Origin of the sequence: Flavobacterium filum DSM 17961 (assembly GCF_000425465.1) — a bacterium.
In the GTDB taxonomy this organism is placed as follows: domain Bacteria; phylum Bacteroidota; class Bacteroidia; order Flavobacteriales; family Flavobacteriaceae; genus Flavobacterium; species Flavobacterium filum.
In genome coordinates, this window is sequence record NZ_AUDM01000020.1 from 18,388 (window position 1) to 32,192 (window position 13,805).

Annotated in this window: 9 protein-coding genes and 1 pseudogene; all 10 read left to right on the plus strand. The window is 34.6% G+C overall.

What is annotated here, in order from left to right:
• Nucleotides 1–16 precede the first annotated feature (16 nt).
• Nucleotides 17–1,873, plus strand: coding sequence for a glycoside hydrolase family 13 protein (locus H601_RS0111670; RefSeq protein WP_026711690.1), 1,857 nt, complete (start codon nt 17–19; stop codon nt 1,871–1,873).
• 3 nt (nt 1,874–1,876) lie between these two features.
• Complete coding sequence (locus H601_RS15660; protein ID WP_035655905.1) at nt 1,877–4,273, plus strand: TIM-barrel domain-containing protein; 2,397 nt, start codon at nt 1,877–1,879, stop codon at nt 4,271–4,273.
• Nucleotides 4,273–5,922, plus strand: a complete 1,650-nt coding sequence (locus H601_RS0111680; protein WP_026711691.1) for an alpha-amylase family glycosyl hydrolase — start codon at nt 4,273–4,275, stop codon at nt 5,920–5,922. Before H601_RS15660 ends, H601_RS0111680 begins: the two co-directional genes overlap by 1 nt.
• Before the next feature lie 527 nt (nt 5,923–6,449).
• Complete coding sequence (locus H601_RS15665; protein WP_051220739.1) at nt 6,450–8,594, plus strand: RHS repeat domain-containing protein; 2,145 nt, start codon at nt 6,450–6,452, stop codon at nt 8,592–8,594.
• Nucleotides 8,595–8,596: 2 nt separating this feature from the next.
• Nucleotides 8,597–9,109 (plus strand): hypothetical protein, encoded by a 513-nt coding sequence (locus H601_RS0111700; RefSeq protein ID WP_026711693.1) that lies wholly within the window; start codon nt 8,597–8,599, stop codon nt 9,107–9,109.
• Between the two features lie 269 nt (nt 9,110–9,378).
• A complete protein-coding gene (locus H601_RS0111705; RefSeq protein ID WP_026711694.1) occupies nt 9,379–10,569 on the plus strand; it encodes an RHS repeat domain-containing protein in 1,191 nt (396 codons plus the stop codon).
• 181 nt (nt 10,570–10,750) lie between these two features.
• Nucleotides 10,751–10,924: a hypothetical protein gene (locus H601_RS15670; protein ID WP_156900398.1), complete on the plus strand. Its 174-nt coding sequence runs from the start codon at nt 10,751–10,753 to the stop codon at nt 10,922–10,924.
• Nucleotides 10,925–11,139: 215 nt separating this feature from the next.
• Entirely contained in the window at nt 11,140–12,276 is a 1,137-nt protein-coding gene (locus H601_RS16845) for an RHS repeat-associated core domain-containing protein (RefSeq protein WP_026711695.1), read from the plus strand.
• Nucleotides 12,277–12,358: 82 nt separating this feature from the next.
• Nucleotides 12,359–12,733, plus strand: coding sequence for a hypothetical protein (locus H601_RS0111725; RefSeq protein ID WP_156900399.1), 375 nt, complete (start codon nt 12,359–12,361; stop codon nt 12,731–12,733).
• Between the two features lie 321 nt (nt 12,734–13,054).
• Nucleotides 13,055–13,805: pseudogene (locus H601_RS0111730) on the plus strand (metallophosphoesterase); the annotation flags it as partial.

Below are 13,805 nucleotides of genomic sequence, written 5' to 3' on the forward strand. Positions count from 1 at the left end.
CTTAATGTTTAAAACAATGAAAAAGCTACTTATTTTTTTACTTCTATCAACTTCAGCTTTTGCTCAAGTCAATCGCATTGAACCACCCAACTGGTGGACCGGATTTAAAAACGAAAATCTGCAATTGCTCGTACATCATCCGAATATCGGAAATGCAACTCCAAAAATAGCCTACGAAGGTGTTTCAATTACTAAAGTTCACAAAGCCAAAAGCCCGAACTATTTGTTCATCGATTTAAAAATAGACAAATCCACAAAACCCGGAAAGTTCAATATTCTTTTTGAACTGGATAAAGGAAAAAAAATCACTCAATCCTACGAGCTTAAAGCGAAATCGAAACCATCCAACGAATTTATTGGATTCAACAGTTCCGATGCCATTTACCTCATCACTCCGGATCGTTTTGCCAACGGAAATGAAGCCAACGACATCGTGAAAACGATGAACGAAACCGCATTAGACCGAACGCACGACTACAAACGTCACGGCGGCGATATTCAAGGCATTACCAACCACATTGATTACATCAAAAACTTAGGATTCACCGCAATTTGGCCAACTCCAGTTTTAACCAATGATATGAAAGGTGGTTCCTATCACGGCTATGCAATGACCGATTTTTATCAAGTTGACCCACGATTTGGAAACTTAACTGATTATAAAAATCTAGCTGAAAAATTGCAACAAAATGGCATGAAACTCATCATGGATCAAGTGGCCAACCATTGCGGTAGCGAACATTGGTGGATGAAAGATTTGCCATTTGCCGATTGGGTGAGTTACCAAGAACTATTTGAAAAAGAAAAAAAATACGTTACTTCCAATCATCGCAGAACCAGCAACCAAGATTTGTATGCTTCCGAAAAAGACAAAAAAGAAATGGCAGACGGTTGGTTTGTTTCTTCTATGCCCGATTTGAATCAACGCAATCCTTTTTTGGCAAAATACATCATTCAAAATAGCATTTGGTGGATTGAAACACTCCATTTAGGAGGAATTCGCCAAGATACCTATCCTTATCCTGACAAAACATTTATGAGCAATTGGGCTGGAGCAATCATGAATGAATATCCGAATTTTAACATTGTGGGAGAAGAATGGAGTTCGAATCCGCTACTGATTGGTTATTGGCAACAAGGAGCAAACAACAAAGATGGTTACCAATCCAACTTGCGTTCTACGATGGATTTTGCCATGCAAACACTCATTCCGCAAGCCATCAAAGAAACAGAAAGTTGGGACAAAGGTTTGGCAAAACTTTACGATGGTTTAGCCAACGATTTTCATTATGCGTCTCCCAAAGACATTATGATTTTTCCGGACAATCACGACATGGATCGCATTTTTACTCAATTGGAAGAAAATGTAGAAAATACCAAAATGGCTTTGGCAACTTATTTGGTTTTACCGAGAATTCCACAATTCTATTACGGAACAGAAATTTTGATGCAAAACACCGCCAAACCCGGAGATCACGGCCTAATTAGAACTGATTTTCCCGGCGGATGGAAAGGCGATAAAGTAAATGCTTTTACTGGCGAAGGTCTAACTGCTGAGCAAAAAGATGTGCAAAATTTTTTATCCAAAATTTTAAATTACCGTAAAAACAGTAAAGCCATTCACGAAGGTAAAACGATACATTTTGCTCCAAATAACGGAGTTTATACTTTATTTAGACTATTGAATGATGAAATTGTCGTTTTTATTTTAAACAAAAAGGATTCGGCAAAAGTAGATTTATCGATTTATAAAGAACTGAATTTGAATGGTAAAAAATTCAAAAACATCCTTACCGGAGAAGAATTTATTTGGGATAATGAATTGAATTTGAACCAAAAAGGAGCTTTTATTTTTACAACAAAAATGAATTAACGAATGAAAAAACTCTTTTTACTTTTATTCTTAACGACAATTGGTTTTGCTCAAAACACCAAAAGAGAATATTTTTCTCATTCGTGGAATGGTTACGAATTGGAATTAAGCACCACCGATGGAACTTATTTCATACAATTTTACAATGCAAAAATTGCCGAAACCTCATTTGTTCCTAAAGGTGAAAAATTCAATTCGCAATCGCATGCCGTTGTTCTCAAAACGAAAAATCATCCCTTTCAAATTCAGGAAAATGCCAATTTTATTGAAATGAAAACCGATGAATTGAGTATAAAAATCATTAAATCGCCATTTCAAATAACGTATTCTCACCAAAATAAAATTCTTTTATCCGAAAAATTAGGTTACTTCAAACGCAAACATGAACCGCTTGAAAAAGTGAAAGGCAACATCGTTTATGATTCTACCGAAGTGATTCAATTCAATATCAATGCAACAGAAAAACTGTATGGTGGCGGTGCAAGAGTATTAGGAATGAATCGTCGTGGCAACCGATTAGCACTTTACAACCGTGCCGATTACGGTTATGAAACCCGTTCTGAACTGATGAATTTCACCCTTCCAATTGTGATTTCATCCCAAAAATATATGGTTCATTTTGATAATGCTCCTATTGGTTATTTGGATTTAGATAGTAAAAAAGAAAATGTGTTAGAATACGAAACCATTTCCGGTAGAAAAACCTATCAAGTGATTGTTGGCAATTCATGGGAAAATTTAGTCGCCAACTATACCGAATTAACCGGAAGACAACCGTTGCCTCCACGTTGGGCTTTGGGTAATTTTTCTTCTCGTTTTGGTTATCATTCCGAAGCCGAAGCCCGTCGGACCATTCAAAAATTCAAAGATGAAAACATTCCCGTTGATGCCATTATTTTAGATTTGTATTGGTTTGGGAAAGAAGTACAAGGCACAATGGGGAATTTAGAAGTATATCGTGATAGCTTTCCTACGTTTGAAAAAATGGTGGATGATTTCAATAAATTGGGCATCAAAACCATTCCTATCACAGAACCATTTATTTTGACCACTTCCAAAAAATGGCAAGAAGCGGTGGATAAAAAAATCTTAGCCACCGATACAAAAGGAAATCCTTTTACGTATGATTTTTATTTTGGAAATACCGGTATTATCGATATTTTTAAAATAGATGGAAAAAAATGGTTTTGGAACATCTACCAAGAACTAGCCAACAAAGGAGTTGGCGGAGTTTGGGGCGATTTGGGTGAACCCGAAGTATTTCCGGCCGCTGCTCAAACCTTTGGCGGAAGTGCTGATGAAGTACACAATATTTACGGTCATAATTGGGCTAAATTGGTTTTTGAAGGCTATCAAGGTAACTTTCCAACACAGAGACCTTTTATTTTGATGCGTTCCGGCTATTCGGGATCGCAACGGTATGGTATGATTCCTTGGAGTGGCGATGTGAACAGAACGTGGGGCGGACTTTCCGGTCAAGTGGAAATTTCTCTGCAAATGGGAATGCAAGGTTTAGCCTACATGCACTCCGATTTAGGCGGATTTGCGGGAGCGAATTTAGATGATGAATTGTATGTGCGTTGGTTGCAATACGGTGTTTTCAATCCGATTTTTCGTCCGCATGCTCAATCAGATGTGGCTTCTGAACCGATTTTTAGAAGTGAATGGGCAAAAAATTTAGCCAAAAAGGCAATTGAATTGCGTTACTCAATGCTTCCCTACAATTATAGTTTGGCTTATGAAAATTCGCAAACCGGTATTCCATTAATGCGACCTTTGTTTTTTGAAGAACCGGATAATGAAGCCTTATTGACCAAATCAGAAGGCTATTTATGGGGAAAAGATTATCTGGTTTATCCGATTATGGAAGCAAATCAGCAATCAAAAGAAGTCTATTTCCCTAAAAATGGGAATTGGACGGATATTTATTCCACAAAAAAATATAGTGGTGGTTCAACTGAAAAAATAAATGTTGCTACCACTCACATCCCAACATTTGTGCGAAGTGGTGTTTTGATTCCATCAACAAAAGTGGTCCAAACCACTCAAAATTATGATAATTCCAATTTAGATTTACATCTATATTTTGATGAAAAAGTAACGTCAAGCGAACGTCAATTCTATTTTGATGAAGGAAATAATTCAAAAGAAAACAATCCGGAACTGCTGACTTGCGAAACAGAAATCGAAAAAAAATCACTCTTCATTTACATTGAAAGCAATTTATTTCCTTCCAAAGGAAAAAAAGGTACGATTCATGTTTTTTTGTTAGCTAAAAAACCGAAATCTGTGCTGATGGATGGTAAAAAAGTTAAATTTCAATATGATAAAATAGCTAAAAAATTAACTTTTGACTATGTAATGTCCTCTAACAAATCCAATATTAAAATTAAATTATAATGAAAAAAATATTGTTCACCCTAATCCTAACTACTATGTTTCTAGGATGTTCACCCAAAAAAGAAACCGTTCAAACCAAAACTCCATTTGTTTGGGAAGGAGCCAATTTGTATTTTTTATTAATTGATCGATTCAACAATGGCAATCCAGATAACGACAAGATTATTCCAAGAGACAAACAAACCGGAGTGCTACGTAATTTTATGGGTGGGGACATTAAAGGGATTACGCAAAAAATCGACGAAGGTTATTTTACTGATTTAGGTATAAATGCCATTTGGATGACACCTGTCGTGGAACAAATTCACGGCTCGGTGGATGAAGGAACCGGAAACTCCTATGGTTTTCATGGCTATTGGACCAAAGATTGGACGAACATCGACCCAAGTTATGGCACAAAAGAGGATTTGAAAGAATTGGTAGAAAAAGCCCATGCCAAAGGTATCCGAATTGTATTGGATGCTGTGATTAACCACACCGGACCGGTTACCGAATTAGACCCCGTTTGGCCGGAAAGTTGGGTGCGAACCGGACCGAAATGTACGTATGACACTTATCAAAACTACATCGATTGTACGTTGGTAGAAAACCTTCCGGACGTTAAAACCGAAAGCAATGAAAACGTAGAATTGCCTCCCGCTTTGGTTGAAAAATGGAAAAAAGAAGGCCGTTACGAACAAGAAGTAGCCGAATTGGATGAATTTTTCAAACGTACCGGCTATCCAAGAGCACCGAAATATTACATCATGAAATGGTTATCTGATTACATTACCGATTTCGGAATTGATGGTTATCGCGTAGATACCGTGAAACACACTACCGAAGATGTGTGGGCTGATTTTAAAAAAGTGTGTAAAGATGCTTTTGCTCAATACAAAAAAGACAATCCAGATAAAGTGTTGGACGATAATGAATTTTTCATTGTAGGTGAAGTATATGGTTATGGAATAAGCGGAAAGCAACTTTATAATTTTGGCGACAAAAAAGTTAACTATTTTGAAAACGGTTTTGGCTCACTCATCAACTTTGATTTTAAAGGAGATGCGAATAAACCGTATGAAGAACTTTTCAGTAATTATTCCTCTATTTTAAGTGCTGATTTAAAAGGGTTGAGCGTAATGAACTATGTTACTTCGCACGATGACGGCTGGCCCTTTGACAAAAAAAGAGAAAAAGTATTTGATGCCGGAACCAAATTACTACTAGCTCCTGGAATTTCGCAAGTATATTATGGTGATGAAACCGCTCGTTCTCTGGAAATTGAAGGAGCACAAGGCGATGCTACTTTGCGTTCGTTTATGAATTGGGAAGACCTCAAAACCAATGAAAACACGAAAAATGTATTGACGCATTTTCAAAAAATTGGGCAGTTTCGAAAAAACCATCCAGCGGTTGGAGCAGGAACTCACAAAGAAATTTCAAAAACTCCGTTTTATACTTTCAGCAGAACCTTCACCAAAGGCGATTTTACCGATAAAGTGGTAATTGGTTTGGAATTGCCTTTCGGAAAAAAAGAGATCAATGTTTCCTCTGTTTTTGAAGATGGAACGGAAGTTCACGATGCTTTTTCAGGAATTTCAACTACTGTTAAAGAAGGAAAAGTGGTTATTGAAAGTCAGATGGGGATTGTGTTGTTGGAAAAAAAGTAATTTTAGATTAATAAAATAACAAAGGCTATCAAAAAAAATGCTTCAAAAAGTTAAAGCTATTTGGAGCATTTTTTTTGAAGTGCTTTGTGCATTTTACAATTTAAGTTTAAAAAGATTTAAATATTTTCTTATTTTTAAAAATTATATGTTTTTTATTAATGAATGCGGAGCGGTTTAATATTTTCTCCCATTTGAAGTTTTTTATTAATTTACTATATGAAAAATAAAATTATTGGTTATTTATTCATTTTAATTTTAGTCATAATAATTTTTTTCTTTAGAATAATCTATATTAGAGATAAATTTTATTTTAAGAAATCTGATATAGTAATTATTATTTTTAGTTCTATTATTTGTTTTTGGATTTATAAATATGAATCAAGAAAAAATAAATCCAATAAAAATTAATAATATATTTAACAAGGGAATTAAATGTTAGTGTCCCCAGCTTCGCAAAGTATTCAGCACAAATATCCTATGAATAGCTCCGCACTCGAGCGAAGCGAGGAAGAGCATTTTATACAAAGGTGAATAACCATTTAGGAGGACATACAGAAACATTTTCAAAGCTAGACTTTCAAGGAACACCATTAGAAACACAAACCAAACATACACGTGATACCAACCCTTTGGTGGTAACCGTTGTTGATGAGTTTGAATATTTGCACAATGGTAAACTAAAAAAACACGTTCAAAAAGTGAACAATAATCCACAAGAACTCATCGTTGCCAATACCTATGATGAGCTGGGTCAGTTGATTTCAAAACAAGTGGGTGGACAAGACATTGATAATGAAATTGGTTATCAAAAAATAGACTATCGTTATAACATCAGAGGATGGCTAACCCATATCAATGATATTGAAGATTTAAGAGAAAACGGGGCTTTAAATGATGATTTATTTGCCTTTAAAATCAATTACAACGAAATTACTGAAGTGGAAAATGGCGACATGAATTTTGTCGCAACAAGTTTTAACAACACCGTAAAACCACTTTTTAACGGAAACATAGCCGAAACCTATTGGAAAACCGGAACCGATGATATCCTACGAAAATACAGTTACAGCTACGATGATTTGAACCGATTGAAGAAAGCCTATTTTCAGAAACCGTATGATGTTGTACCCTACACTCAGTCGTTTGATGAATACTTGGATTACGATAAAAACGGAAATATTTTGCAATTAAACCGTTATGCCGACCAAAACGAATATGGAAATGTTATAGAAATAGATGCGTTAGGTTACCATTACCAACAACACTCTAACAAATTAATGAAAGTAACCGATGCCACTAATTTTAGTGCAGGTTTTCGTGACGACAGTGATGGTACAAATGATACAGATGATGATTATGACTATGATGATAACGGAAACATGATAAGTGATGAAAACAAAGGAATTGGAACTATAAAGTATAACCATCTCAATTTACCAACATCAATTAGATTTGTAAACGGAGAAATTCGTTATCTTTACAATGCCGCAGGCGTTAAAGTAGGCAAAACAGTTTACCAAGGCAGTGAAGACCCGATTGTAACCGATTATTTAGGCGGTTTTCAATATGTGGATAGTGAATTACAGTTCTTCCCTCACCCGGAAGGCTATGTAAGTGTGGTGAAATTTGGAACGGAAACCTTAGTAATTAACTATGCGTATCAGTACAAAGACCACCTTGGCAACATCCGCTTAAACTATGGAAAAGACCCTGAAACCAACGTTCTTAAAGTATTGGAAGAAAACCACTATTACCCTTTTGGTTTAAAACACCAAAATTACAACACGGGTAGAAAGCAATACGGCAAAAAAGAAGACGAACTTACAGCTTTGCAAATACCCGGTTTAGTATTGCCAACGGAGGAAAAACCGATGGTGTATAAGTATAAGTATAATGGGAAGGAGTGGCAAGACGAGCTAGGACTGAATGTTTACGACTACGACAATAGAATTTATGACCAAGCTTTAGGTCGTTTTTGGCAGATGGATCCTTTGGCCGAACAAGGTCGTAGATGGTCACCTTATAACTATTGTTTTAATAGCCCTATATACTTCCAAGATCCTGATGGAATGTGGCCTGATTTTCCGGGTTATGTAAAAAGTGCTTTTAAAAGCATGGGAAATACAATAAGTAACAAATATAATGAAGTAAAGAAATCTATTGGAAATACTGTTGATAATGTTAAAAAATCAGTTTCAAACGTTGTAAAAAAAGTTAAGGACTTTGAATTTGGTGGATATGCATTTACTACTGATAAAGGTAGTTCAAAGGGTGATCAAAGTATATTAAGAAAAGGTGATAGAAAGACAGAAATGGTAAATGGATCAGGAGCTGAAACAGCAGGAAATATTTACAGACCAGGCCCAGGTAATGATTCTAAGCTAGAAAATGTAGCCAATGCATTAGATAAAACTTCTGATGCAGTTGAGCTAGCTAGGGATAATTCAAATAAAAATGGTAGTGTTAGTGAAACCAACACACCTGAACAAAGTGAAATAGTTACAGTCAAAAAGGAAACTTATTCAGTGACAGATTATCCTAACAATTCATCAAGAATACACAAATCAGAAAAAGATACGACTGTAAATGTTGACGATAAAGAAAAAATTAATAAAATGAATGCACTAAGTAAGAAAAAAGCAGAGCAAGAACTTCTTTTAAAAGGCAATTAATCATGAAAGTAGTTAAATTTATGAACATTTTGGTAATATTATATATAATAATTGTATTTTTTATTTTTTCATGTAAAGAAAACAATGTGGTAAATAAATTAGACAAAATTAATTATAATGAAACAAGAATTATCTTTCCTGACACTGTTTATTTAAACGAAAGTAATAATGGTTGGATTCACTATAAAAATGATCTTGATACATTAACAACAAAATTTAACGATTTAGAAAAGTTAAGGTTTCTCTACTTTGAATATTTTTTAACAAATAATCCTAGCGATAATAACAATGAAATTAGAAAAATGATAACAGACACTTTTGTTGCGAAAAACAACAGAATAATTCCATTATATGATATTAAGTTTGATAAGCTTGGTATAAATTATTTCAATGGTATTATTACTGACGAAGTAATTATTGCGAATGGGGGTGTATTAAAAAATGGTAAAAAGGGTGATAGAATATTAACAAATGAAATTAGACTAATTCATCCTGTTTATGTAAAAAAACGATAGTTTGGTAATACCTGATAACTATGGTTTTTCCAAATTAAAATTGTTAAATATTTATATACTTTATTGCGAATAATTAAATGAATTTCACCGCTCCCGCCCGAATCCCTTCGGGTGGTTCTAGCAAATAATTAAAAGTTTTTATTAAATTTGAAAATAAGAAAAAGTCAGATTAATTAGTTTTATTTATTTCAGGCGTTAAACTAGGCAAAACAGTTATTCAAGGCAGTCAAGAATCGGTTGTAACTGATTATTTAGGTGGTTTTCAATATGTGAAGAATGAATTACAATTCTTCCCTCACCCGGAAGGCTATGTAAGTGTGGTGAAATTTGGACCGGAAACCTTAGTAATTAACTATGCGTATCAGTACAAAGACCATTTAGGCAACATCCGCTTAAACTATGGAAAAGACCCTGAAACCAACGTTCTTAAAGTATTGGAAGAGAATCATTACTATCCATTTGGCTTAAAACACCAAAATTACAACACGGGTAGAAAGCAATACGGCAAAAAAGAAGACGAAATTACAACATTGCAATTTCCCGGTTTAGTATTGCCAACGGAGGAAAAACCGATGGTGTATAAGTATAAGTATAATGGGAAGGAGTGGCAAGACGAACTAGGACTTAATGTTTACGACTACGATAATAGAATTTATGACCAAGCAATAGGAAGATTTTGGCAGATGGATCCATTAGCGGAACAAGGTCGTAGATGGTCGCCTTATAATTATTGTTTTAATAATCCTATTTACTTCCAAGATCCTGACGGTATGTGGCCAAAAATACCATCGTGGAGCGATGTTAAAAAATCTTACAATGAAGCCAAAGCAACTGTTGCCAAATCTTATAATGAAGCTAAAGCAACAGTTTCCAAAACTTATAATGAGACTAAAGCCTCTGTAACAAAAACTTACAATGAAACCAAAGCTTCTGCAACTAAAGTTTATAACGAAACTAAAGCCTCTGTAGCCAAAACTTATAATGAAACGAAGAAAGCAGTTGTTGAGACAACAAATAAAGCTGTAGCAGCAACAAAGGAAACTGTAAACGATGCTCGTCAATGGGTTAAAGAAAACGAAGGAACTATTACAGCTGTTTCTCAAGGCATGCAAGATATAGGCGATGGAATAGCGGTTGTTGGATATGGTTTAACTCTTACAGGTATTGGTGCGGAAATTGGAGTTCCCTTGGCAGCCATTGGTAATGGTCTTTCAGGAGCAGGGGCGATTATTGAAATTGGCGTTCAGTTAAATAATGAAGATTTAAACGGAGCAGGGACAAATGCAGGTTTAATGGTTGCTGACAAGCTAATAGAAAAAGGTCTTAATAAAGTTTTACCAGGTTCTGGTAATATTAAAGATGTCGATTTTAACCTTGATAAGTCAATTTTAACTCAGGGAGCTAGTTTAAAGACAACAGCAGTAGGTAGAGCTATTAACAACGAAGAAGAAAAAAAATAAGTATGTTCTTTTCAATAATATTAATGATAATTGGTGTAGTCGTTTTCTGTATTACTTACAAAGATGGTAAAAAGAGAAAACCAGAATTAACAACTTCTTACGTAATGCATTTAAAAGGCTACGTTGGAGGTGTAGTAGTTTTTTTGATAGGTTTAATAATGTTTTTAAAAAATTGATAAAAATGGAAACAAAAGAAATCATAAAGTTAATATTACCATTATTAGCAATAGGGTTTGGTATTTTTATAAAAATAACAAAAAATGAAAATTATAGTTCGACAAAAAAATATTGGTTATTTATAGTTATAGTAGGTGTTTTGTTGTTTTTATTTAGATTATACAAATACTTAAAATAGACCATTTTTTAAAATATTTTACATCAAAAACCACCGCTCCCGCCCGAATCCTTTCGGGTGGTTCAAGCAAATAATTAAAAGTTTTTATTACTTTTGAAATAAAGAAAAAGTCAGATTAATTAGTTTTATTTATTTCAGGCGTTAAAGTAGGCAAAACAGTTTACCAAGGCAGTGAAGACCCTGTTGTAACCGATTATTTAGGCGGTTTTCAGTATGTGAATAGTGAATTACAGTTCTTCTCTCACCCGGAAGGTTATGTAAGTGTGGTGAAATTTGGACCGGATAACTTAGTAATTAACTATGCGTATCAGTACAAAGACCATTTAGGCAACATTCGCTTAAACTATGGAAAAGACCCTGAAACCAACGTTCTTAAAGTATTGGAAGAAAACCATTACTACCCTTTTGGTTTGAAACACCAAAATTACAACACGGGTAGAAAGCAATATGGCAAAAAAGAAGATGAACTTACAGCTTTGCAAATACCCGGTTTAGTATTACCAACAGAGGAGAAGCCGATGGTGTATAAGTATAAGTACAACGGGAAAGAATGGCAAGACGAGTTATTATTGAATTGGTATGATTATGGTGCAAGGAATTATGACCCTGCGATTGGTAGATGGATGAATATTGACCCGTTGGCTGAGAAGTATCCGAGCATATCACCGTATGCCTATGTTGCTAATAATCCAATAATGTACATCGACCCTGACGGTAGGGATATTGTTTTACCAAAAGGCACATCTACAAAGGATACCTATACAATTTTAGGTAATCTTCAAAAACTTACAAATGATAAGTTAGTTTATTCAACTCAAAAAGACGGAACTATTAGAATTAAAATAGCAAGCCTTGCAAAATCTGGTTCAGAAACTAAAGCAGCAGGAACTAATTTAATTAGAGAACTAAATAGTTCTGATAAAACTACTACTATAGTAATAGGAGCTGCTGGTAGTGGCAATTCTGCTAGACCTGACAGCAGAGATGCATCTGGAAATACTGATTGGACAAAATCAACCAATGGAAAAGGAGATGATGTAACAGTAAATTTTGACCCTACATCAAATCCATCTATAAAAACGGTTGATCCCAAAACAGGTAATGTTTCAGGTGCAAAAAGACCAAATCAAGTTGGTTTAGCACATGAACTAATACACGCAGACCACATTACCGAAGGAGATGTAAGTTTTACACCGACGGCACATACTTACAAAACAGCAGGAGGAAACGTTACACAAACAAAACCTAATGAAGAGTTAAGAACAGTTGGCGTTAAGGGAGTGAAAAAAGGAGATATTAAAGAAAATCAAATAAGAAAAGAACAAGGACAAAATCCAAGAGGAGCATATTAATATGAAAGCATATTTTTTTTATACAGTATTTATTTTTCTTTTTGTGTCTTGTAATTCACAGGATAAACCAAAAGACACCATTATGAACTCACACACAGAAAAGGTACAGTTTTATTTTTATCCATCAAGCGGTGGTGAAGCTATCTATGAAGTTGATTATAATGATGGCCAAATTACAATTGAGAATAAAGAAATCCCAAATGTTATTTTCAAAAAATCTTTTAGTAAAGATGAAAATATAAAAATAAATGAGTTTACGGATAAATTAAGAATTGCACCAAATACAACTACTGAAATCATTTTAGATTCTTGGCGGATAGAGTTAAAAATAAATGATATAGTTTATTACAACAAGTCAGGTGTGAAAATGAAGGATTTACCTCTTGAAATTAAAGAACTTTTAGAGTATTTAATTATAGGTTCAACAGTAAAAATAGATTTATACGACTTCTCATAAACATTTAGCCCTCAAAATTGAGGGCTTTTTAATGCGTAAGCTTTTCTAGCTTTAAAATCTCTCAAATAAGTATCAATAACCCCCCAGATAACTATGGTTTAAGCAAATAAAAAAAGTTTTTTACTACATTTGAATTAAAGCAAAAGTATGAGTAGAAATTATAAATTTACTTCGTCTGTTCCCCAACCCGCTCCATCAAAACAAAACACGATAACCCACTTTAAAACGTTATTACTACAAGTATAAATATTGTGATTTTTAATTCAAATGAAAAATCAATCGCTAATTGCTTATATTTGACCAAATCCTAAATAGCCCGTAATGAAATTGCATTCTTTCAAAATTATTTCCAAACTAATTTGTTACGGAATAACTTTGTTGATGGTAATGGGTCTATTTACCGCCTGCACCTCCTACAAAACCCAACTTGGCAGTCAAGCCACTTCGTTTTACAACAATCAATCGCTTGATACGACCACCATTGTGTATTCTGTTTTTTTAACCGGAAATGCGGCGAATACACAAAATGATAGAGCTACCCCAACACTTTCCAACTTTAAAAAACGGTTGGAAACCGCCTCAAAAAACAGCACTGCTCTATTTTTAGGCGATAATGTTTTTCCGTTGAATGGGATAGGTGAAAATCGTTCGCTCGGTGAAGACAAACTTTTAAAACAGCTGCAACTGACAGATAAATTCAAAGGAAACGTATATGTTCTGCCCGGTGATTATGATTGGGGTAACGGCTTGAATCATTTGTTGGCACAAGAAAAATTCATTTCGGCTTATGGTAAAAAAACAGCTCAATTGCTCCCCAAAAACGGTTGTGGAATGGAATTCATCTCCCTCAGTGAAAACGTTGAATTAATCGCCATCAACTCGCAATGGTTTTTGGAAGATTGGAACGAACATCCCGAAATCAACAGCGGATGTAGTCTTAAAACCCGTGAGCAATTTTTTGACGAACTCGATAGTCATTTGTTGGAAAATCAGGAAAAAACGATATTGTTAGCCATTCATCATCCGCTTTTGAGCAATGGCGTTTATGGTGGTCAGTATTCGTTACATCAAC

Coding starts and splice junctions, on each gene's coding strand:
- H601_RS0111700 (WP_026711693.1), top strand. CDS start 8,597: ATGAAAGTAGTTAAATTTATGAACATTTTGGTAATATTATATATAATA.
- H601_RS0111680 (WP_026711691.1), top strand. CDS start 4,273: ATGAAAAAAATATTGTTCACCCTAATCCTAACTACTATGTTTCTAGGA.
- H601_RS15660 (WP_035655905.1), top strand. CDS start 1,877: ATGAAAAAACTCTTTTTACTTTTATTCTTAACGACAATTGGTTTTGCT.
- H601_RS0111725 (WP_156900399.1), top strand. CDS start 12,359: ATGAACTCACACACAGAAAAGGTACAGTTTTATTTTTATCCATCAAGC.
- H601_RS0111670 (WP_026711690.1), top strand. CDS start 17: ATGAAAAAGCTACTTATTTTTTTACTTCTATCAACTTCAGCTTTTGCT.
- H601_RS15670 (WP_156900398.1), top strand. CDS start 10,751: ATGGAAACAAAAGAAATCATAAAGTTAATATTACCATTATTAGCAATA.